Source organism: Rhodoferax sp. WC2427 (assembly GCF_040822085.1).
In the GTDB taxonomy this organism is placed as follows: domain Bacteria; phylum Pseudomonadota; class Gammaproteobacteria; order Burkholderiales; family Burkholderiaceae_C; genus Rhodoferax_B.
In genome coordinates this window covers 3,938,645-3,957,608 of sequence record NZ_CP162006.1, presented here as the reverse complement: position 1 = coordinate 3,957,608, position 18,964 = coordinate 3,938,645, and the positions used below count along the sequence as shown (strand labels likewise).

The window sequence follows — 18,964 nt, the reverse complement described above, 5'->3', positions numbered from 1 at the left end:
GAATACCCCAATGGACTCAGGTGCCTGCAGCACCCAGCACGCAGCACAGCACCGCCACGATGGTGATGCGCAGGCGCATCGGCAGCCAGGCCGCCAGCCCGGCGCGGGGCCAGGTCTTGAAGTCCACCACGCAGCAGGCCACCAGCAGCAAGCCCAGCAGCGGCAACCCCGCGTAGGCGGGCATTACCACCGCCACCCAGGCCACCAGCGAAGGCACCACGCCCCAGACGAGGTGCCACCGGGCGTGCGGCGCGTTCAGCGTATCGGGGCGCAGCGCAATGCCCCAGTGGATGCCGCCCAGAAACGCGGCGATGGCCCCCGCGTAGCTGACCAGTGCGATGGCGACGAAGGGATGCAGATCGGCCGACACCATCCACATCAGCGCGGCCAACAACACAAAAGGCACCAGGCCAAAATAGGACAGGCGGCGCACCAGGGTTTCGACATTCAGGTCGTGCAACATCGTTTGCTTCATATTTAATAGCTGCTCACGCTCTATCTATAAGCGCGGGAGGCCTGAAAGGCATAAAACTCTGGATTATTTGATTTTGGCCAGCTGGGCTTCAACCTGCTCCACCGGCACGGCACCGGGGATGCGCGAGCCGTCGGCAAACAGCAGCGTGGGCGTGCCGGTGATGCGGTATTTGCGGCCGAACTCGACGTTGCGTGCCAGCGCGGGCGCATCGCAGTTGGCCGCCGCCTGGGGCGGGGTCTGGCTGCGCAGCATCCAGTCTTGCCAGGCCTTGGCCTTGTCTTTGGCGCACCAGATGTTGCGCGATTTGTCGGTGGAGTCGGCGCTGAGAATGGGGTACAGGTACAGCGAGATGGTCACGTTGTCCACCTTTTGCAAATCCTTCTCGAAGCGTTTGCAGTAGCCGCAGTTGGGGTCTTCAAACACCGCAATCTTGCGCTTGCCGTTGCCGCGCACGATGGTGAACGCGTCTTTGCTGGGCAGGCTGTCGAAGTCCACCGCGCTGAGCTTGTTGATGCGCTCTTCGGTCAGGTTGCGGCGGGCCTTGGTGTCGATCAGGTTGCCCTGGATCAGAAAGTTGCCTTCGGCATCGGTGTACATGATGTCGCCGCCGCTCACCGTCAGCTCAAACAGGCCGGGCATGGCGCTCTTGTTGACCTCTTCGATCTTGGGCATCTGCGGAATGCGCTCGGCCAGGTTCTTGCGCAGGGCGGCTTCGTCGGCCTGCGCGCCCAGGCAAGCGATGGCGATGGCCGTGGCAGCTGCTATTTTCAAAAATGTCATGTCAATTTCCAAGAGTTTCTAGTCCCATGGCCTGCCGCGCGACCCAGGTCTTGACCCAGCCGCTGCGCTCAAACCCTTGCATGCCCCAGTTGCGCAGCCCTTGTGTGGTCGCGTCGCCGCGCGCAAACAACTGCTGCAAACCGTCCGTCGCCCCGCCCACCGCCAGCAGCGCCGTCTTGCGTGTCCGCTCGTACTGCCGCAGCAGGCGCGCATCGCCCACACTGCGCCAGTAGTCGCGCCCGTGCAGCACCTGCGCCAGCGTGGCCGCATCGCCCAGGCCCAGGTTCAGCCCCTGGCCCGCCAGCGGATGCACGGTGTGGGCGGCATCACCTGCCAACACCCATGCGCGCTGGTCCTTGCTGCCGATCCAGCTCCCCATCCACCGTTTGGCCTGCGCCTTGTGCAGCGGCCAGGCCGCCCGTGGGCCGTCCAGCGCCAGGCTTCCCAGCGCGCCGTGGCTGGCCTCTTGCAAAGCCTTGCAAAAATCTTCGGGCGACAGGCCCTGCAGCGCGGCTGCGCGGTCCTCTTGCACAGACCACACCACGGCCACAGAGTTCCCTGACGCGCCCTGCAAGGGCAAAAATGCCAGGATTTCCCCGTTGGCAAACCACTGCCGGGCGGTTTGGTCGTGCGGTTTTTCACATTGCAGCCGGGTGGCGATGGCCTGCTGGTGGTAGGGCATGCTGTCAAATTCCACGCCCAGCTCGGCCCGGGTGGCGCTGGCCTTGCCTTCGCAGACCACGGTGAGTGCCGCGTTGACCGGGGCATCCACCACTTCGATCATCGGCTGGTAGCGCACCGCCTCGCCCAGGCGGGCTTCCAGCGCGGGCACGTCCACGATCCAGGCCAGCGCGGGCGCGCCCTGCTCGCTGGAGGCGAACGTGACCTCGCCACCCTTGTCGCCCCAGACGTGCATGTGCTGCACTGCCGTGGCGTGCTCCGCATCGGGCCAGCAGCGCAGGGATTCGAGCAGCGTGATTGACGCCGTGTTCAGTGCGTAGGCGCGCACGTCGTCGGCAGGGTGGGGGTGGGCCGGGTCGGCCACCAACGCCACGCGCAGCCGGTCGCGTGCGAGCAACAACGCCAAAGTGCGGCCGACAATGCCAGCGCCACGGATACAAATGTCAAAAGGTTGGGCCATAAGAATCTAGGTTGAACGGACACCGCGGTCCGTTCAAGGATTGTAGGAGCCGGGCACAATCCAGGACTTTGCCCCCAGGATGCCCCCATGGACGTGACCGCCACCATCTCCCGCCTGTTCGTCTACCCCGTCAAATCCTGCGCCGGGGTGGCGCTGGACCACGCCACGCTGACCGAGACCGGGCTGGAGTTCGACCGCGCCTGGATGGTGGTGGACGTACACGGCCAGTTCGTCACCCAGCGCGAACTGCCGCGCATGGCCCTCGTCCAGCCCGAGCTGCAAACCTTTGACATGGTTTTAAGGGCCCCAGGCATGCTGGACCAGCGTGTGCAGCTAGACAAAGTAGAGCACCCGGTGCAGGTGACGGTGTGGAAAGACGCCGTGCCCGCCTTCGACATGGGCGACGCGGTGGCGCAGTGGTTCAGCGACTTTCTGGGCCAGCCGCTGCGCCTGGTGCGCTTCCACCCCGACCACCGCCGCCTGTCCAGCACGCAATGGACGGGCGACGACCAGGGCCTGAACCAGTTCTCTGACGGTTTTGCCGTACTAGTGACCAGCGTTGCCTCACTGGACGGCCTGAACCAGCGCCTGGCCGCTGCCGGGGAATCGCCAGTGGGCATGGAGCGCTTTCGCCCCAACATCGTGCTCTCCGGCATCGAAGCCCACGACGAAGACCGCCTGGACGCACTGCTGATCACCACCGCCGAGGGCGAGGCCCGCCTGCGCATGGTCAAACCCTGCCCGCGCTGCCCCATCCCCAACATCGACCCCGCCACCGCCCTCAGCACCCCCACCGTAGGCGACATGCTGCAAACCTACCGCCAAACCGCCGTAGTGGGCGGGGCCGTGGCCTTCGGCATGAACGCCATCGTGCTGGGTGGGGTGGACAGTGCACTGCGCGTGGGCCAAAGCGCTTGCGCGGACTACAAATTTGACTAACTGCTGGCGCGGCGTGGTCGATGGCTGCGGGGGCGGTCATTACAATGGCGGGCTTCATACAGCCCTCTGCCACCGCGCAGCGGGCCTGTTCTCCCTCTTTATTCCTCTGCGCCGTGGTGGTTTTACCGGCGCAAAGACTCGGCTCCTGAAGGATTCCCCATGAAATGTGGCATTGTGGGCTTGCCCAATGTCGGTAAATCGACCCTGTTTAACGCCTTGACCAAGGCGGGCATCGCTGCGGAAAACTATCCCTTTTGCACCATCGAGCCCAATGTGGGCATCGTCGAGGTGCCCGATGCGCGCATGGCGCAGCTGGCCGAGATCGTCAAACCCGAGCGCATGGTGCCTGCGGTGGTGGAGTTTGTCGATATCGCCGGTTTGGTGGCCGGGGCCAGCACGGGCGAGGGGCTGGGCAACAAGTTTTTGGCGCACATCCGCGAAACCGATGCCACCATCAATGTGGTGCGCTGCTTTGAAGACGACAACGTGATCCACGTGGCGGGCAAGGTCGATCCGATCTCGGACATCGAGGTGATCCAGACCGAGCTCTGCCTGGCCGATCTGTCTGCGGTGGAAAAAGCCCTGCACCGCGTGACCAAGCTGGCCCGCTCGGGCGACAAGGAATCCATCAAGCTGGTGGCGATTCTGGAGAAGTGCCAGCTGGCCTTGAACGAAGCCAAGCCGGTGCGCACGCTGGACTTCGGCAAGGAAGAGCTGCCGCTGCTCAAGCAGTTCTTCCTGATCACCGCCAAGCCCGCGATGTTTGTGGCCAACGTGGCCGAAGACGGGTTTGAGAACAACCCCATGCTCGACCGCCTGAAGGCCTATGCCGCCGCGCAAAATGCGCCGGTGGTGGCCATCAGCGCCAAGATGGAAGCCGAAATGGCCGAGATGGAAGACGAGGACCGCGCCATGTTCCTGGAAGAGCTGGGGCAAAGCGAGCCCGGCCTGAACCGCCTGATCCGCGCTGCCTACACGCTGCTGGGCCTGCAGACCTACTTCACCGCCGGTGTGAAGGAAGTGCGCGCCTGGACCATCCACGTCGGCGACACCGGCCCGCAGGCGGCTGGCGTGATCCACACCGACTTCGAGAAGGGCTACATCCGCGCCCAGACCATCGCGTTCGACGACTTCATCGCCTTCAAGGGCGAGCAGGGCGCGAAGGACGCGGGCAAGATGCGCGCCGAAGGCAAGGAATATGTCGTCAAGGATGGCGACGTGATGAATTTCTTGTTCAGCTCCTGATTTTTTGACCCTTTTAGGCTGCTAGCGCCCATTCCATCGGCGTGAGCAGCTATTTATTTTGTAGTAAACCACCCCATGACCGAACCGGTTCGCCTTGCCAAACGCCTTGCCGAGCAATTGGCCTGCTCCCGCCGCGAGGCGGAGCAGTACATCGAAGGCGGCTGGGTGCGGGTGGACGGGCAACTGGTGGAAGAGCCGATGTTCCGCGTCGGCGCCCAAAAGATCACCGTGGACCCGGATGCCACGCTGCTGGCACCGCCCACGGTCACACTGGTGCTGCACAAGCCGGTGGGCTTTACGGCCGGGCTGGATGCGGGCCCCGGCCCGAAAGCACAGGCCGCGCTGGGTTTGCTCACGCGCGAGAACCACACCCCGGACGACCGCTCCGGCATCCGCACCCTGAAGAAGCACTTCGCCCAGCTGCGCCTGGCCACGCCCATGGACAGCCGCGCCAGTGGCCTGGTGGTCTACACCCAGGATGGCCGCGTGGTGCGCAAGCTGGAAGAAGACGCCGACCTGATCGAGCACGAGGTGATGGTGGAAGTGGCGGGCGATGTCTCCCCCGGCATGCTGCGCAAACTGGCCGACCCGGTGCAGTACCACGAGAAAATTCTGACGGCTGCCAAGGTCAGTATCAGCAGCAATACCGACACCGAAACCCGGCTGCGTTTCGCCCTCAAAGGCGAGCGCCCCGGGCAGATCGATTACTTGTGCGAAAGCGCGGGCTTGCAGATCCGCAGCGTCAAGCGCATCCGCGTGGGCCGCGTGGCCATGACGGCGCTAGCGCCCGGCCAGTGGCGTTATCTGGCGGAACACGAGCGGTTCTGACAGCGCGCTAAATCCAGTGCGCCGGGAACGCCCAGACCAGCGACCCGGTCATCAGCACGTAGCGGATAAATTTACCGATCGCCATATAGCCCAGGCACGGCCAGAACGGCAGCTTGAGCCAGCCCGCCACTGCGCACAGCGGATCGCCCACCAGGGGTAGCCAGGCCAGCAGGCAGGCTTTGGGCCCCAATTTTTCCAGCCAACCCAGCACCCGGGTGTGGTGCGACGAATGCTGGTATTTATCTGCCACCTTGTGCGCGCCATAGCCCATCCACCAGTCCACTGCGCCGCCCAGGGTGTTGCCGGCTGTGGCGACCAGCACGGCAGGCCAAAACAGTTCGGGGTTGAGCTTGACCAGTCCAAACACCACCGGCTCCGAGCCGAGTGGCAGCAGCGTGGCTGAAATAAACGAGACGACAAAGACGGTGCTCAGGCCGTATTGCGGCAGGGCCAACAGGGTGAGAAGGTGGGTGATCCAGGATTCCATCGGGGCAGTGTAGTGGGGCGCTGGCTGTGTTTGCCCGCCATGCCTGCTTATTTTTCACTATGTGGAATGAAGAAACCGCACTGCGAAACCCTCGATTGCTGCACTGCAATATTTTTTACCAAACTACGGAAATTGTTTTCGTATCATAAAAAATAATTCATAACGTATTGATTTTATTAGATTAAATTTTTAATCTTATATAAGACATAAGAGTATGAAAAGTCTTGTAGAAGACTTAGAATTTGTCCATCGGCACCGCAGCCCACCGCAGTGCAGACCCCTTTCAATCCACCTTGGAGTTTTTATGCCGCAATCCATCACCGAACAACTCAGCCGTGACCAACAAGCTGCCGCTCTGCAAAAAGACTGGGACACCAACCCCCGTTGGAAGGGCATCAAGCGTGGCTACACCGCCGCCGAAGTCGTGCGTCTGCGCGGCTCCTTCCCCATCGAGCACACGCTGGCCCGCCGCGGCGCAGAAAAGCTCTGGGATCTGTTGCACACCGAAGCCTATGTCAACTGCCTGGGCGCGTTGACCGGTGGCCAGGCCATGCAGCAAGTCAAGGCCGGTGTGAAAGCCATCTACCTGTCGGGCTGGCAAGTCGCCGCCGACAACAACGGCTACGCCGCCATGTACCCCGACCAGTCGCTGTACCCCGTGGATTCGGTGCCAAAGGTGGTCGAGCGCATCAACAACACCTTCCGCCGTGCCGATGAAATCCAGCACTCCAAGGGCATTGACGCTGGCGACGCAGGCTATATCGACAACTTCGCGCCCATCGTGGCCGATGCCGAAGCCGGTTTCGGCGGCGTGCTGAACGCGTTCGAACTGATGAAGGCCATGATCAACTCCGGCGCGGCCGGCGTGCACTGGGAAGACCAGCTGGCTTCGGTCAAGAAATGCGGCCACATGGGCGGCAAGGTGCTGGTGCCTACCGCTGAAGCGGTGCAAAAGCTGATCGCTGCCCGCATGGCGGCCGACGTGTGCGGCGTGCCTACCTTGGTGATTGCCCGAACGGACGCCGAAGCCGCCGATCTGCTGACCAGCGACTACGACGAAAACGACAAGCCTTTCATCACCGGTGAGCGCACCTCTGAAGGTTTCTACAAGACCAACAAGGGCATGGACCAGGCCATCAGCCGCGCCATTGCTTACGCCCACTACGCCGACCTGGTGTGGTGCGAAACCGGCACGCCGGATCTGGAATTCGCCCGCAAGTTTGCCGAAGCCGTGCACAAGGTCCACCCCGGCAAGATGCTGGCCTACAACTGCTCGCCTTCCTTCAACTGGAAGAAGAACCTGGACGACGCGACCATTGCCAAGTTCCAGCGCGAGCTGGGTGCCATGGGTTACAAGTACCAGTTCATCACCTTGGCCGGTATCCATTCCATGTGGTACAACATGTTCGACTTGGCCCAAGACTACGTCAAACGCGGCATGTCGGCCTATGTCGAGAAGGTGCAAGAACCCGAGTTCGCAGCCCGTGACCGCGGTTACACCTTTGTGTCGCACCAGCAGGAAGTCGGCACCGGTTACTTCGACGAAGTGACCACCGTGATCCAGGGTGGCAAGTCCAGCGTGACGGCCTTGACCGGTTCTACCGAAGAAGAACAGTTCCACTGATCCCCAGGCCCTCGGGCCTCAGCGCAAAAAGCCCGTCTGTGTACGGGCTTTTTGCTTTGTCAGCTAGCGATTCCAGAGCGGCGGCAGCCGCAGCGGGGGCGGGGGAGGCGGCGATTCGTCGTCGTTGCGGGCCACCACGCGTTCCACCAGCACGTCGCCCGTGCCGCGGTCCAGCAGGCCGATTTCGGCGGCGGCGGCCTGGCTCAGGTCGATGATGCGGTGGGTCAGGATGTGCGGCCCCCGGTCGTTGATGCGCACAATGATGCTCTTGCCGGTGCTCAGCAAGGTCACCTTGGCGTAACTCAGCAAGGGCAAAGTGCGGTGCGCCGCCGTCAGGGCCGACATCTTGAAGATTTCACCGGAGGCCGTGCGCCGCCCGTGGAAGCGCTTGCCGTACCAGCTGGCCTTGCCCCGCTGGCCCGAGCCCGAGCCCAGATCGGTGGCCCAGAAGTCGCTGGCCGATGCACTGGGTGTGGACGGCTCGGCTGCTTCGGTGCTGCTGTCGGCGGGGGTGGTGGCTTGTGCCTGCACCCCGGTCGCGTACCCCCACAGGCCCGCCACCACCAGCACAAACACAACAGGGGACTTTTCAAACATGGCGGCATGTTAGTGCCTGTCTGCAAACGGTCACTGATGGGTCATGGCACGGGTGTAAGCAAACGTCAGATTTCAATTGCTGAAATTTTGGGCAGTTACAATGCGGCATCCCCCAGAATTGTCTCCCGTATTTCCTTGGCGCCCCACCGGCGCTGACTCCTATTCCTATGCACATTGGCCCGTACGCTTTAGCGAACCGCCTGTTTGTTGCGCCCATGGCTGGCGTGACAGACCGGCCGTTTCGGCGTTTGTGCAAATCCCTGGGTGCGGGCTATGCGGTCAGTGAAATGGTCACCTCGCGGCGTGACCTGTGGGCCACGCTGAAGACCTCGCGCCGCGCCAACCACGACGGCGAAGTCGCACCCATCGCGGTTCAGATCGCTGGCACCGATGCCGAGATGATGGCCGAGGCCGCGGCCTACAACATCGCCAATGGCGCGCAAATCATCGACATCAACATGGGCTGCCCGGCCAAGAAAGTCTGTAACAAATGGGCCGGTTCGGCGCTGATGCAAGACGAGCCGCTGGCCCTGGCCATCGTGGAGGCCGTGGTGGCCGCCTGCGCCCCGCACAACGTGCCTGTCACCCTGAAGATGCGCACCGGCTGGAGCCAGGCGAACAAGAATGCGGTGTCGCTGGCGCGACAGTTTGAACAGGCCGGTATCCAGATGCTGACCGTGCATGGCCGCACCCGCGAGCAGGGCTACACCGGCCACGCCGAATACGACACCATTGCCGCCGTCAAGTCCGCCGTGCGCGTGCCCGTGGTGGCCAATGGCGATATGACCACCCCCGAAAAAGTGCGCGACGTGCTGGCTGCCACCGGGGCCGACGCGGTGATGATTGGCCGTGCCGCCCAGGGCCGCCCGTGGATCTTCCGCGAAGTGGCGCACTTTCTGGAAACCGGCACCCACCTGGCCCCGCCCCTGGTGGCCGAAGTCCGCCGTCTGCTGCTCGACCACCTGCACGACCACTACAGCCTGTACGGCGAGTACAGCGGCGTGCGCACTGCCCGCAAGCACATTGGCTGGTATGTCAAAACCCTGCCCGGTGGCGAGGCCTTCCGCGCCCGCATGAACCTGCTGGAAGACCCGCAGCAGCAATGGGCGGCGGTCGATGATTTTTTTGCCGAATTGGCCAGCCGCATGGACCGCATGCCCGCTGCCGATAGCCTGGACCCTGAAGAACAACATTTGCACATGGAGAGCGCCGCGTGAGCCAAAAAAGTATCGACGAGTGCGTGCGTGCCAGTCTGGAAAGCTATTTCAAAGACCTGGACGGCATAGACCCCGCAGGCATGTACGACATGATGGTGCGGGTGGTGGAAAAACCCCTGCTAGAGGTGGTCATGGCCCAGGCCGACCACAACCAGTCGCGCGCCGCCGCCTGGCTGGGCCTGAACCGCAATACCCTGCGCAAAAAGCTGCTCGAACACCATTTGATGGAGTAAGGATGTGGCAAAGAATAAGTTCTCCAGTTTTCCCTGTCGGATTCGGGCGCTCTGCGGCGTTGCAATCTGCTTCTGTGGCTGGGCCACAGGGCGCATCTTGCGCCTTGCAGCGCATCCCGACTCCTCGGGTTAAACCGGGCAATTATTCCTTGCCACATCCTTAGCCGCCACGGCTTGTCCATACCGATTTTTAACCTCCCCTTGATCCCCCGATGCCCATGAACGCACTTCTCTCCGTCTCCGACAAAACCGGTGTTTTGGAACTCGCCCAGTCCTTGCACGCCCTGGGCTTTGGCCTGTTGTCCACCGGCGGCACCGCCAAGCTGCTGGCCGACAATGGCCTGCCGGTCACCGAAGTGGCCGACCACACCGGCTTCCCCGAAATGCTGGACGGCCGCGTCAAAACCCTGCACCCCAAGGTCCACGGCGGCCTGCTGGCGCGCCGCGATTTCCCCGAGCACATGGCGGCTTTGAAGACGCACGACATCGCCACCATCGACCTGCTGGTAGTCAACCTCTACCCGTTTGAGGCCACCGTCGCCAAACCCGGCTGCACGCTGGAAGATGCCATCGAGAACATCGACATTGGCGGCCCCGCCATGGTGCGCAGCGCGGCCAAGAACTGGAAAGACGTGGCTGTGCTCACCGATGCCAGCCAGTACGCCACCGTGCTGGCCGAGCTGCAAGCCACCGGCAGCGTGAGCCACAAGACCAAGTTTGCCCTGTCCGTGGCCGCGTTCAACCGCATCAGCCAGTACGACGGCGCTATCAGCGACTACCTGTCCAGCATCCAGGCCGACGGCAGCCACGCGCTGTTCCCCGCGCAAACCAATGGCCGCTTCGTCAAGCTGCAAGACCTGCGCTACGGCGAAAACCCGCACCAGCAAGCCGCCTTCTACCGCGACCTGTACCCCGCGCCCGGCTCGCTGGTCACTGCCAAACAGTTGCAGGGCAAAGAACTCAGCTACAACAACATTGCAGATGCCGATGCGGCCTGGGAATGCGTGAAGAGCTTCGATGTGCCTGCCTGCGTCATCGTCAAGCACGCCAACCCTTGCGGCGTGGCTGTGGGCGCCAACGGCCTGGAAGCCTACAGCAAGGCCTTCCAGACCGACCCCACCTCTGCTTTTGGTGGCATTATTGCCCTCAACCGCACATTGGATAAGGACGCAGCGCTGCAAATTTCGAAGCAGTTCGTTGAAGTGCTGATGGCCCCCGGCTACACCGCCGAAGCGCTGGAAGTATTCAAGTCCAAGGTCAACGTGCGCATCCTGGAAATTGCGCTTCCACCCGGCGGCGCGACCGCCTGGGACAAGGGCCAGAACGCCATGGACGTCAAGCGCATTGGCTCCGGCCTGCTGATGCAGACCGCCGACAACCACGAGCTGGTGCTGGCCGACCTGAAGGTGGTCACCACCCTGCAGCCCACACCACAGCAGCTCGAAGACCTGCTGTTTGCCTGGAAAGTTGCCAAGTTCGTCAAGAGCAACGCCATCGTCTTCTGCAAGGACGGCATGACCATGGGCGTGGGCGCAGGCCAGATGAGCCGCCTGGACTCGGCCCGCATTGCCAGCATCAAGGCCGGCCACGCCGGTTTGTCTTTGGCGGGCACGGCGGTGGCCAGCGATGCCTTCTTCCCGTTCCGCGACGGCCTGGACGTGGTGGTGGATGCGGGTGCCACCTGCGTCATCCAGCCCGGTGGCTCGATGCGCGACGACGAAGTCATAGCCGCCGCCAACGAGCGCGGCGTGGCCATGGTCCTCACGGGCGTGCGCCACTTCCGCCATTAATCGGCATTAAAACGGTGCTGCGGGCCACGCTGACCCTGGCCTCGCTGCTGGGCAGCGGGCTGGCCGCCGCCCAGTCGATTGCGCCCCAGGCATTGGCCCAAAAATCTGACTGCATGGCCTGCCACGGCATGGTGCAAAAGCAGATCGGGCCCGGCTTTGCAAAAATCGCCGCGCGCTACCGGGGCGACGCGGATGCCCCGGCGCGGCTGGCGGGCAAGATCCGCAATGGCAGCGTGGGAGCCTGGGGCCGTGTCATCATGCCCCGGCACCCCCAGCTCAGCGAAGCCGAAGCACTGGCCCTGGCCCGCTGGGTGCTATCCCAACCCTAAGTGACCCCTGGAGACACCCCATGTCCGACCTCATCATCATCGCCCGTGCCCAGGCCAAACCCGGTTTCGAAGCGGCACTGGTTGCCGCACAAACCGCGCTGGTCGCACTGTCACGCCAGCAGCCTGGCTGCATCGCCTATGAACTGCACGAAGACCTGGAGCAGCCCGGCAAGGTGTTGTTCTACGAGCGCTGGACCGACCGCAACGCCTGGGAAAACCACATCGCCGGTGCCCACAGCGTCGCCTTCCGCGACCAGGCGGGCGGGTGGGTTGCCGAGTCTGAACTGCTGCAGATGCGCCAGGTGGCTTAACCACTCGGGCTATAAAAAATAGGCTTCCAGCGCCCATGCAATGGGCGCAAGCAGCTATGTTTTAAATAGCAAACTCAGGCGCGCACGGGTTGCCCGCCAGGCTGGGCCGAGGCCTTGGCCAGCAGGACCGCGGCCGCCGCCACCAGGCAGGCCGCGCCCGCGGCATACAGCGCCGGGGTGTACGAGAGCATCACCGTACGCGTCAGCCCGGCCCCGTAGGCCGCTACCGCGCCGCCGAGCTGGTGCCCGGCAAACACCCAGCCGAACACCATGCCCGCGCGCTCCTTGCCAAAGTGCGTGCCGACCAGCTTGACCGTGGGCGGCACCGTGGCCACCCAGTCCAGCCCGTAGAACATGGCGAACAAAGACAGGCCGTACAGCGTGAAGTCCGAATGCGGCAGCCAAAACAGCGACAGCCCACGCAGACCGTAGTACCAGAACAGCAGCTTGCGGTTGTCAAAGCGGTCGGACAGCCAGCCCGACAGGATGGTGCCCACAAAGTCGAAGCCGCCAATCATCGCCAGCACCGAGGCCGCGGGCAGGGCCGCCAGGCCGTAGTCGCCGCACAGCGAAATAAAGTGCGTCTGGATCAGCCCGCTGGTGCTCAGGCCGCAGACGAAAAAGGTCCCGAACAGCACCCAGAAGGTGGCACTTTGGGAGACGCTGCCCAGCACCTTCAGCGGCTCCATGAAACCTTTGCGTTGGGTGGGCAAGGGTGCGTCGGGCACCTCCGGGTTGGCCCCAAAGGCGCGCAGCCCCAGGTCTTGCGGGCGGTTGCGCAGGAAGCAAAAGGCCAGCAGCGCCACCAGCAGGCAGGTGGCGAACGCTGGTGCGATGGCCACGCGCCAGCCGTAGCGCTCGATCAGCCAGGCCGCCAGCGGCAGAAACACCAGCTGCCCGGTGGCCGAGCTGGCCGTCAGCAGGCCCAGCACCAGGCCGCGGCGCTGGTCGAACCAGCGGGTGGCCACCACCGCGCCCAGCACCAGGGCCGTCATGCCCGATCCCACCCCCAGCAGCACGCCCCACAGGAGCACCAGTTGCCACAGCGCCGTCATCTGCGTCGCCAGCAGCAGGCCGCTGGCCACCAGGGTCAACGCGGTGCAGACAATGGTGCGCAGGCCGTAGCGCTCCATCAGGATGGCCGCAAACGGCCCCATCAGCCCGAACAGCATGAAGCGCAAGGCCATGGCCGACGAGATCTGGTCGGTGCTCCAGCCGAACTCTTTGCTCAGGGGCTGCAGGAAGGCCCCAGGCAGGCCCAGCGCCGCCGACGAGCTGAGCATGGTCAGGAACACGATGGCCAGAATGGCCCAGGAAAAGTGGATGCCGCGGCGCTGCAGCCAGAGGGACACGGGTTGGGCGAACATGGTTTTTACAGAGTTGGGGTGGGCAAAAGGTGGGCGCGGGCCGCGGTCAAAAGTTCGTCAGACATTGCACTGCCCTGGGTGGCGCGCGAGAGCAGCAGGGCGCCGACCAGGGTGGACAGGTCGACCAGGGCCTGGCGGTGGTCGGTATCGGCATCGCCCGTGGCCTGCTGGGCCTGCAGGATGTCCAGCAGCGCCTGGGTGCCTGCCAGGTAGGCGGTATGGATGGGTTTGTCGGGGGCCTCACGGGCCACATCGCTGGCCAGCGCAGTGAGGGGGCAGCCGGTGGCCACGCTGTCGCGGCTGTGGGGCGAGAGGTAGGCGTTGACCAGCGCAGCCCGTGCCGCCGCAGGGGGCTGGTCGGCAACGCGGCCCTCCCAGCGCTCGCGGGCCTGGGCAAAAGCCCGTTCGCAGGCCACGGCGGCCAGCGCGTCTTTGGAGGCAAAGTGGCCATAAAAGCCGCCGTGCGTCAGCCCCACCTCGGCCATCAGATCGGCCACGCTCACCCCCTGGATGCCCCGGGCGCGGATCAGGGTGGAGGCGGCCTCTTCGATGGCGGCGCGGTTGCTGTCGGTTTGGGCGCGGGAGACACGGGGCATGGCGGGTCCTGGAAATGTAAATAGATTTTAGTCATCATGAATAATAGATGTCAATGCAAATCTATTTTCTGAAAAATCTATAAAAATTCAACCCTTCACGCCCTACCCATCGGCGTGAGCAGCTATTTTTTGAATAGCAAACAGACCAAAAAAAAGACCGCACAGGGCGGTCTTGGGGAGGTGGCGCAGCGCCGTTCAGCGCCAGTGGCGGCCACCGCGTTGGTAGCCAAAGTTGAGCTCCAGGCCAATCGGCAGGACCGGGCGGTAGTAGGGCACGGCCTGCACCACCACCGGTGCGGGCGCGGCGTAGACCGGCTCGGGCTGGTAGTAACCACCCGAGATCACCTGCTGCTGCACTGGCGCGCGTACTGGCGGCATGTTGCTGCTGCCGAAGCCGTCCACAGGCGTGACTTGCAGCGCAATGCTGGGGCCGGGGTCGTTGGGCAGCGTGGTGGTGTACTGCTTGCCCGCGTACTCGTAGACCACGCTGTAGCCCATGTTGCGGGTTTCGAAGAAGGTCTGGGTGCTGCAGTTTTGCACCGTCTGCAGCTGCGTCGGGCCCGGCGCTTCGATGTTGTTACCCAGAATGGCACCGCCCACAATGCCCAGCATGGTGGCCGCGGCGCGCCCGCTGCCGCCGCCAATGGCATTGCCCATCGCACCGCCAGCGATGCCGCCCATCAGGGCCCCCGCGCCGGAGCGCGGGGCTTCCACCGCGACCTGCTGGTTGCTGCACACCTGGCGCGGCACGGCCACCTGCTGGGTCAGGGGGGTAGCGGAAATCACCCGCCCGGTTTCCTGGGCGGCAACCACGCCCGACACCAGGGTCAGGGCGCTGAGGATGAGGATCTTTTGCATGGTGTCAATTAAACGCTCCAGAGCCCCAAAAGGTTCCAGGCTTTACCCGGCAGTTTCAATTTTTCCCGTACTGAAAAATACATCAAAATGGCATCTCATGCTTATTCCGTAAGCGTAAGAAGCTATGCTTTTGATAGTTCCTTGAACACCGCGCGCGCTGCTTCCACGGTGGCGGCAATGTCGTCGGCTGTGTGCGCGGCGCTGACAAAGCCGGCTTCGTACAGCGCCGGGGCGATGTACACGCCGCGGTCCAGCAGGCCGTGGAACAGGTGGTTGAAGCGCGGGCTGCTGGTCTTCATCACCTGGGGGTAGTTGACCGGCAAGGTGTCCAGCAGGAAGAAGCCGAACATGCCACCCTCGCTGTCGCTGCTGAAGGCCACGCCTTCCGTATCGGCGGCGGCCTGCAGCCCCGTGACCAGCGAGCGGGTGGTGGCCGACAAGGCTTCAAAAAAGCCCGGTTTGCGGATTTCGCGCAGCGTGGCCAGCCCGCAGGCGGTGGCCACCGGGTTGCCCGACAGCGTGCCCGCCTGGTAGACCGTGCCCAGTGGCGCCAGGTGCTCCATCACCGCACGCGAGCCACCAAAGGCGGCCAGCGGCATGCCGCCGCCAATCACCTTGCCCAGCACCGTCATGTCGGGCGCAAAGCCGGGGATGGACTGGGCGTAGACACTCTGGGCACTGCCCAGGGCGACGCGGAAGCCGGTCATCACTTCGTCGAACACCAGCAGTGCGCCGTACTGGGTGCACAGTTCGCGGCAGCGGCGCATGAAGGGCACCGAGGCGCGCACAAAGTTCATGTTGCCCGCGATGGGCTCGATCATCAGGCAGGCGATGTCTTTGCCGTGCAGGTCAAAGGCTTCTTCGAGCTGGGCGATGTGGTTGTACTCGAGCACCAGGGTGTGCTGCACCACTTCGGGCGGCACACCGGCGCTGGTGGCGCTGCCAAACGTGGCCAGACCGGACCCGGCCTTGACCAGCAGCGCGTCGGCGTGGCCGTGGTAGCAGCCTTCGAACTTGATGATTTTCTTGCGGCCAGTGGCACCGCGTGCCAGGCGGATGGTGCTCATGGCGGCTTCGGTGCCAGAGCTGACCAGGCGCAGCATCTCCATGGAGGGCACCAGCGACAGAATTTCCTCGGCCAGCTCGACCTCGCGCTCGGTGGGGGCGCCGAACGAGAAGCCTTCAAGCAGGGCCTTTTGCACCGCCTCCACCACCACCGGGTTACCGTGGCCCAGGATCATCGGGCCCCAGGAGCCGATGTAGTCGGTGTAGCGCTGGCCGTTGGCATCCCAGAAGTAGGCCCCCTGGGCGCGTTGCACAAAGCGCGGCGTGCCGCCCACGGCCTTGAAGGCGCGCACGGGGGAGTTCACGCCACCGGGGATGACTTTGACGGCGCGGTCAAACAGGGCTTGGTTCAGATCAGTGTCGGGTTTCATTTTGGGCTTCCAAAGCGGCAATTGCGCGCAGGGTTTCTTCGTCCAGAGGGGCATCGGGGTCGCTGCCGTCGTCGGGTGCTTCGTCTTCTTCGGGCTGGGCCCAGAACATGCGGTCGGGCAGGATATGCCCCATGCCGGGGCGAAAGCCTCCGTCCAGGCAGCGGTCCAGGTAGCTCATGGCCTCCAGGGTGGCCTCGGCCAGGTCGCTGCCACTGGCCAGCAGGGCGGCCAGCGCGGCCGACAGGGTTTCGCCCGCGCCAGTGAACACTGCTTCAAACAGCTCGAACTTTTCGCTCACCAGCACGGCCTGCGGGCTGGTCAGCACGTTTTCCACATGCTGGTCGGGCAGGGGGATGCCGGTGACCAGGGTGTAGGGCACGCCCATGGCGGAGGCGGCCTTGGCGATGTCGCGCGGCGTGGGGTTGCGCTCGCCGCTCCAGTCGGGCAGCAGCCAGCGGCGCAGCGTGCTGTGGTTGCCCACCAGCACGGTGGTTTGCGGCAGCATCAGCTCGCGGAAGGCATCCAGGTAGTCTTCGATCTTGTCCTCGTCCCACCACGACAGGTTGGGCATGTAGGCCACGACCGGCACGTCGGCGTAATCGGAGGTAATTTCTGCAATCGCACTGACGTTTTCCGGGCTGCCTACAAAGCCGACCTTGAAGACCTGCACGGCAATGTCTTCCAACACGGCGCGGGCCTGCTCGGTGACGGCTTCTTCCTCAAAGCAGAAGTGGTCAAAAATCTCGCCGGTATCGCGGGCATAGGCTCCGGTGACCACAGGCAGGGCGTGGCCGCCCACCGAGGCAATGGCGGTGGTGTCGGCCGCCAAACCGCCTGCGCCGCTGGGGTCGCTGGCGTTGAATACCATCACGCAGGCCGGGCCTTCGAGCGGGTCGTCTTCAGCCTCGGCGGGGTTTTCCGGTACTTGGGCTGCCTCGGGCAGATCGTCGGTAGGAGGTTTTTTGGGGGGCGTTGGGGAGGTCATGGGCCTAAATCGGCATGGGCCGCGTACAAAATGGTCAAGGCAATAATCTGCGTCTATACAATCCATTTCATTCTATTGCTAAGGCTTTTTACGCTGTGACTGACTCTAAAACTTGGATGTGCCTGATTTGTGGCTGGATTTATGACGAGGCTACGGGCGATCCCGCCACGGGCATTGCCGCCGGAACCGCCTGGGCCCTGGTGCCCATGAACTGGACCTGCCCCGAGTGCGGTGCCCGTAAAGAAGATTTCGAGATGGTCCAACTTTGATGCGCGGCGACCGTCCGCGTTGTCCTGTTCTTTTGAGAAGAGGTGCCACGTGAGTACGATTGCCACGACTTTCAAAGTCCTTGTGGTGGATGACAGCAACACGATCCGTCGCAGTGCTGAAATCTTCCTGAAGCAGGGCGGGCACGAGGTGCTGTTGGCCGAGGACGGCTTCGATGCCCTGTCCAAAATCAACGACCACCAGCCGCAGCTGATTTTTTGCGACATCCTGATGCCCAAGCTGGACGGTTACCAGACCTGCGCCATCATCAAACGCAATCCCAAATTTGCCTCCATCCCGGTGGTGATGCTGTCGTCCAAGGATGGCGTTTTTGACAAGGCCCGTGGCCGCATGGTCGGCTCACAAGACTACTTGACCAAACCGTTTACCAAAGACCAGTTGCTCCAGGCGGTGCAGCAGTTTGGTGCCGCCATGCAAGGAACCATTTGATGCCTATCCACAACGTGCTGATCGTGGACGATTCCAAGACCGAGCTGATGTACCTGACCGACCTGCTGGAAAAGAACGGCATGGTGGTGCGTACCGCGGAAAACGCCGATGAGGCCTTCCGCCGCCTGGCCGAACTCAAACCCGACCTGATCCTGATGGACGTGGTCATGCCGGGGCAAAACGGCTTCCAGCTGACCCGCACCATCAGCCGCAATCCTGAGTTTGCCGACGTGCCCATCATCATGTGCACCAGCAAGAACCAGGAAACCGACCGCGTCTGGGGCATGCGCCAGGGAGCCCGCGACTACATCACCAAACCGGTGAATGCGGCCGAGCTGAAGGCCAAGATCAGCGCCCTCAAGTAAGGCAGCGGCAGCCATGGCGAACCGCGAAGCGCTCCGAGAACTGCAAACCCGATTGGCCTCCCGCCTGCAAGCGGCCCGCAGCGAAGGGCTGTCGGTGCGCTGGCTGGCGGCCCAGGTGGGCGGTGTCCGTTACCTGTTTCCGCTGGCCCAGTGCGGCGAGATTTTCCCGTGGACCCCGGTGCAACCCGCGGCCTACACCCAACCTTGGTTCATGGGCGTCGCCAATCTGCGCGGTGGCCTGTGCGGCGTGGTGGATCTGGTGCGCTTCATGGCCCCCGACACGCCCGTAGTCCGCAGCGATGCCGCTTTGTCCGAATGCAGCTTGCTGTCGTTCAATGCCGGTATGGAACTCAATTGCGCGATGCTGGTGGACCAGCTCAGCGGTCTGCGCGGCCCGGATGCATTTACCGCATCGGCGCCCGCAGCCGAGGGCGCGCCGGGCTTTCTGGGGCCCATCCATACCGATACGGCCGGTCTGCCGTGGCAGGAAATCAACCTGCTGAGCCTGTCCCAACTTCCTTCTTTTCTGAGCATCAGTGCTTAGGGCCCCCCAGAAAGCTGCACCATGCCTGCTGTTGATGACAAGTCCTTTTCCCACCCGACAGTAGAGGACTCTGTGGATTCTGTAACCGATACCGTGGCCG

The 18,964-nt window shown here is 63.5% G+C and carries 23 protein-coding genes; 13 read left to right on the top strand and 10 right to left on the bottom strand.

The features are described 5' to 3' along the window. Positions 1-16 precede the first annotated feature (16 nt). The 3 genes from AB3G31_RS18405 to AB3G31_RS18395 form a co-directional block, all read right to left on the bottom strand. A complete protein-coding gene (locus AB3G31_RS18405) occupies positions 17-475 on the bottom strand; it encodes a DUF3429 domain-containing protein (protein ID WP_367847512.1) in 459 nt (152 codons plus the stop codon). Positions 476-538: 63 nt separating this feature from the next. Next, a complete protein-coding gene (locus AB3G31_RS18400) occupies positions 539-1,255 on the bottom strand; it encodes a DsbC family protein (protein ID WP_367847511.1) in 717 nt (238 codons plus the stop codon). A gap of 1 nt (position 1,256) precedes the next feature. Further along, a complete protein-coding gene (locus AB3G31_RS18395) occupies positions 1,257-2,396 on the bottom strand; it encodes an FAD-dependent monooxygenase (RefSeq protein WP_367847510.1) in 1,140 nt (379 codons plus the stop codon). Positions 2,397-2,483: 87 nt separating this feature from the next. Here AB3G31_RS18395 and AB3G31_RS18390 point away from each other — a divergent pair, with 87 nt between their 5' ends. The 3 genes from AB3G31_RS18390 to AB3G31_RS18380 all read left to right on the top strand — a co-directional run bounded on the left by AB3G31_RS18390 (position 2,484) and on the right by AB3G31_RS18380 (position 5,408). After that, positions 2,484-3,335, top strand: coding sequence for an MOSC domain-containing protein (locus AB3G31_RS18390; RefSeq protein ID WP_367847509.1), 852 nt, complete (start codon positions 2,484-2,486; stop codon positions 3,333-3,335). A gap of 159 nt (positions 3,336-3,494) precedes the next feature. Then, positions 3,495-4,580 carry a redox-regulated ATPase YchF gene (gene ychF, locus AB3G31_RS18385; RefSeq protein WP_367847508.1) on the top strand — a complete coding sequence of 362 codons (1,086 nt, stop codon included), beginning with the start codon at positions 3,495-3,497 and terminating at the stop codon, positions 4,578-4,580. 75 nt (positions 4,581-4,655) lie between these two features. Next, positions 4,656-5,408, top strand: coding sequence for an RNA pseudouridine synthase (locus tag AB3G31_RS18380; protein WP_367847507.1), 753 nt, complete (start codon positions 4,656-4,658; stop codon positions 5,406-5,408). A 7-nt stretch (positions 5,409-5,415) separates the two neighbouring features. On the opposite strand, the gene AB3G31_RS18375 is transcribed toward AB3G31_RS18380, so the two are convergent. Then, positions 5,416-5,895 (bottom strand): YqaA family protein, encoded by a 480-nt coding sequence (locus tag AB3G31_RS18375; protein ID WP_367847506.1) that lies wholly within the window; start codon positions 5,893-5,895, stop codon positions 5,416-5,418. Positions 5,896-6,199: 304 nt separating this feature from the next. Here AB3G31_RS18375 and aceA point away from each other — a divergent pair, with 304 nt between their 5' ends. Beyond that, the gene (aceA, locus tag AB3G31_RS18370) at positions 6,200-7,519 is read left to right on the top strand and encodes an isocitrate lyase (RefSeq protein ID WP_315247155.1); all 1,320 of its coding nucleotides are present in this window, start codon (positions 6,200-6,202) and stop codon (positions 7,517-7,519) included. A 63-nt stretch (positions 7,520-7,582) separates the two neighbouring features. Here the strand turns inward: aceA and AB3G31_RS18365 are convergent, their stop codons facing one another. Further along, positions 7,583-8,116, bottom strand: coding sequence for a septal ring lytic transglycosylase RlpA family protein (locus AB3G31_RS18365; RefSeq protein ID WP_367847505.1), 534 nt, complete (start codon positions 8,114-8,116; stop codon positions 7,583-7,585). Between the two features lie 167 nt (positions 8,117-8,283). Here AB3G31_RS18365 and dusB point away from each other — a divergent pair, with 167 nt between their 5' ends. The 5 genes from dusB to AB3G31_RS18340 all read left to right on the top strand — a co-directional run bounded on the left by dusB (position 8,284) and on the right by AB3G31_RS18340 (position 11,996). Next, positions 8,284-9,333, top strand: a complete 1,050-nt coding sequence (gene dusB / locus AB3G31_RS18360; RefSeq protein ID WP_367847504.1) for a tRNA dihydrouridine synthase DusB — start codon at positions 8,284-8,286, stop codon at positions 9,331-9,333. After that, positions 9,330-9,566, top strand: coding sequence for a Fis family transcriptional regulator (locus tag AB3G31_RS18355; RefSeq protein WP_315182599.1), 237 nt, complete (start codon positions 9,330-9,332; stop codon positions 9,564-9,566). The genes dusB and AB3G31_RS18355 overlap by 4 nt, the downstream gene beginning before the upstream one ends. Positions 9,567-9,778: 212 nt before the next feature. Then, positions 9,779-11,356 (top strand): bifunctional phosphoribosylaminoimidazolecarboxamide formyltransferase/IMP cyclohydrolase, encoded by a 1,578-nt coding sequence (purH, locus tag AB3G31_RS18350; RefSeq protein WP_367847503.1) that lies wholly within the window; start codon positions 9,779-9,781, stop codon positions 11,354-11,356. 14 nt (positions 11,357-11,370) lie between these two features. Beyond that, positions 11,371-11,685 (top strand): c-type cytochrome, encoded by a 315-nt coding sequence (locus AB3G31_RS18345; RefSeq protein WP_367847502.1) that lies wholly within the window; start codon positions 11,371-11,373, stop codon positions 11,683-11,685. A 20-nt stretch (positions 11,686-11,705) separates the two neighbouring features. Next, complete coding sequence (locus AB3G31_RS18340; protein WP_367847501.1) at positions 11,706-11,996, top strand: putative quinol monooxygenase; 291 nt, start codon at positions 11,706-11,708, stop codon at positions 11,994-11,996. Between the two features lie 74 nt (positions 11,997-12,070). On the opposite strand, the gene AB3G31_RS18335 is transcribed toward AB3G31_RS18340, so the two are convergent. The 5 genes from AB3G31_RS18335 to AB3G31_RS18315 form a co-directional block, all read right to left on the bottom strand. Continuing rightward, complete coding sequence (locus AB3G31_RS18335; RefSeq protein ID WP_367847500.1) at positions 12,071-13,363, bottom strand: MFS transporter; 1,293 nt, start codon at positions 13,361-13,363, stop codon at positions 12,071-12,073. A 5-nt stretch (positions 13,364-13,368) separates the two neighbouring features. Further along, positions 13,369-13,959, bottom strand: a complete 591-nt coding sequence (locus AB3G31_RS18330) for a TetR/AcrR family transcriptional regulator (RefSeq protein WP_367847499.1) — start codon at positions 13,957-13,959, stop codon at positions 13,369-13,371. A 195-nt stretch (positions 13,960-14,154) separates the two neighbouring features. Beyond that, a complete protein-coding gene (locus tag AB3G31_RS18325) occupies positions 14,155-14,817 on the bottom strand; it encodes a glycine zipper 2TM domain-containing protein (protein WP_367847498.1) in 663 nt (220 codons plus the stop codon). A gap of 122 nt (positions 14,818-14,939) precedes the next feature. Further along, on the bottom strand, positions 14,940-16,253 hold the full coding sequence (gene hemL / locus AB3G31_RS18320; protein ID WP_367847497.1) for a glutamate-1-semialdehyde 2,1-aminomutase: 1,314 nt from the start codon (positions 16,251-16,253) through the stop codon (positions 14,940-14,942). Further along, a complete protein-coding gene (locus tag AB3G31_RS18315; protein WP_367847496.1) occupies positions 16,237-17,238 on the bottom strand; it encodes a hydroxymethylpyrimidine/phosphomethylpyrimidine kinase in 1,002 nt (333 codons plus the stop codon). Before AB3G31_RS18315 ends, hemL begins: the two co-directional genes overlap by 17 nt. A 95-nt stretch (positions 17,239-17,333) precedes the next feature. Here AB3G31_RS18315 and AB3G31_RS18310 point away from each other — a divergent pair, with 95 nt between their 5' ends. The 4 genes from AB3G31_RS18310 to AB3G31_RS18295 are packed head-to-tail and all read left to right on the top strand — an operon-like array spanning position 17,334 to position 18,864. Further along, the gene (locus AB3G31_RS18310; protein ID WP_315182571.1) at positions 17,334-17,507 is read left to right on the top strand and encodes a rubredoxin; all 174 of its coding nucleotides are present in this window, start codon (positions 17,334-17,336) and stop codon (positions 17,505-17,507) included. A gap of 49 nt (positions 17,508-17,556) precedes the next feature. Continuing rightward, entirely contained in the window at positions 17,557-17,955 is a 399-nt protein-coding gene (locus AB3G31_RS18305; protein ID WP_367847495.1) for a PleD family two-component system response regulator, read from the top strand. Further along, entirely contained in the window at positions 17,955-18,320 is a 366-nt protein-coding gene (locus AB3G31_RS18300) for a PleD family two-component system response regulator (RefSeq protein WP_367847494.1), read from the top strand. Before AB3G31_RS18305 ends, AB3G31_RS18300 begins: the two co-directional genes overlap by 1 nt. A gap of 13 nt (positions 18,321-18,333) precedes the next feature. Further along, positions 18,334-18,864 carry a chemotaxis protein CheW gene (locus tag AB3G31_RS18295; RefSeq protein WP_367847493.1) on the top strand — a complete coding sequence of 177 codons (531 nt, stop codon included), beginning with the start codon at positions 18,334-18,336 and terminating at the stop codon, positions 18,862-18,864. Positions 18,865-18,964 lie beyond the last annotated feature (100 nt).

Coding starts and splice junctions, on each gene's coding strand:
- AB3G31_RS18380 (WP_367847507.1), top strand. CDS start 4,656: ATGACCGAACCGGTTCGCCTTGCCAAACGCCTTGCCGAGCAATTGGCC.
- AB3G31_RS18395 (WP_367847510.1), bottom strand. CDS start 2,396: ATGGCCCAACCTTTTGACATTTGTATCCGTGGCGCTGGCATTGTCGGC.
- AB3G31_RS18330 (WP_367847499.1), bottom strand. CDS start 13,959: ATGCCCCGTGTCTCCCGCGCCCAAACCGACAGCAACCGCGCCGCCATC.
- AB3G31_RS18295 (WP_367847493.1), top strand. CDS start 18,334: ATGGCGAACCGCGAAGCGCTCCGAGAACTGCAAACCCGATTGGCCTCC.
- AB3G31_RS18315 (WP_367847496.1), bottom strand. CDS start 17,238: ATGACCTCCCCAACGCCCCCCAAAAAACCTCCTACCGACGATCTGCCC.
- AB3G31_RS18340 (WP_367847501.1), top strand. CDS start 11,706: ATGTCCGACCTCATCATCATCGCCCGTGCCCAGGCCAAACCCGGTTTC.
- purH (WP_367847503.1), top strand. CDS start 9,779: ATGCCCATGAACGCACTTCTCTCCGTCTCCGACAAAACCGGTGTTTTG.
- dusB (WP_367847504.1), top strand. CDS start 8,284: ATGCACATTGGCCCGTACGCTTTAGCGAACCGCCTGTTTGTTGCGCCC.
- AB3G31_RS18390 (WP_367847509.1), top strand. CDS start 2,484: ATGGACGTGACCGCCACCATCTCCCGCCTGTTCGTCTACCCCGTCAAA.
- AB3G31_RS18365 (WP_367847505.1), bottom strand. CDS start 8,116: ATGTTTGAAAAGTCCCCTGTTGTGTTTGTGCTGGTGGTGGCGGGCCTG.
- aceA (WP_315247155.1), top strand. CDS start 6,200: ATGCCGCAATCCATCACCGAACAACTCAGCCGTGACCAACAAGCTGCC.
- AB3G31_RS18325 (WP_367847498.1), bottom strand. CDS start 14,817: ATGCAAAAGATCCTCATCCTCAGCGCCCTGACCCTGGTGTCGGGCGTG.
- AB3G31_RS18405 (WP_367847512.1), bottom strand. CDS start 475: ATGAAGCAAACGATGTTGCACGACCTGAATGTCGAAACCCTGGTGCGC.
- AB3G31_RS18400 (WP_367847511.1), bottom strand. CDS start 1,255: ATGACATTTTTGAAAATAGCAGCTGCCACGGCCATCGCCATCGCTTGC.
- AB3G31_RS18335 (WP_367847500.1), bottom strand. CDS start 13,363: ATGTTCGCCCAACCCGTGTCCCTCTGGCTGCAGCGCCGCGGCATCCAC.
- AB3G31_RS18300 (WP_367847494.1), top strand. CDS start 17,955: ATGCCTATCCACAACGTGCTGATCGTGGACGATTCCAAGACCGAGCTG.
- ychF (WP_367847508.1), top strand. CDS start 3,495: ATGAAATGTGGCATTGTGGGCTTGCCCAATGTCGGTAAATCGACCCTG.
- AB3G31_RS18375 (WP_367847506.1), bottom strand. CDS start 5,895: ATGGAATCCTGGATCACCCACCTTCTCACCCTGTTGGCCCTGCCGCAA.
- hemL (WP_367847497.1), bottom strand. CDS start 16,253: ATGAAACCCGACACTGATCTGAACCAAGCCCTGTTTGACCGCGCCGTC.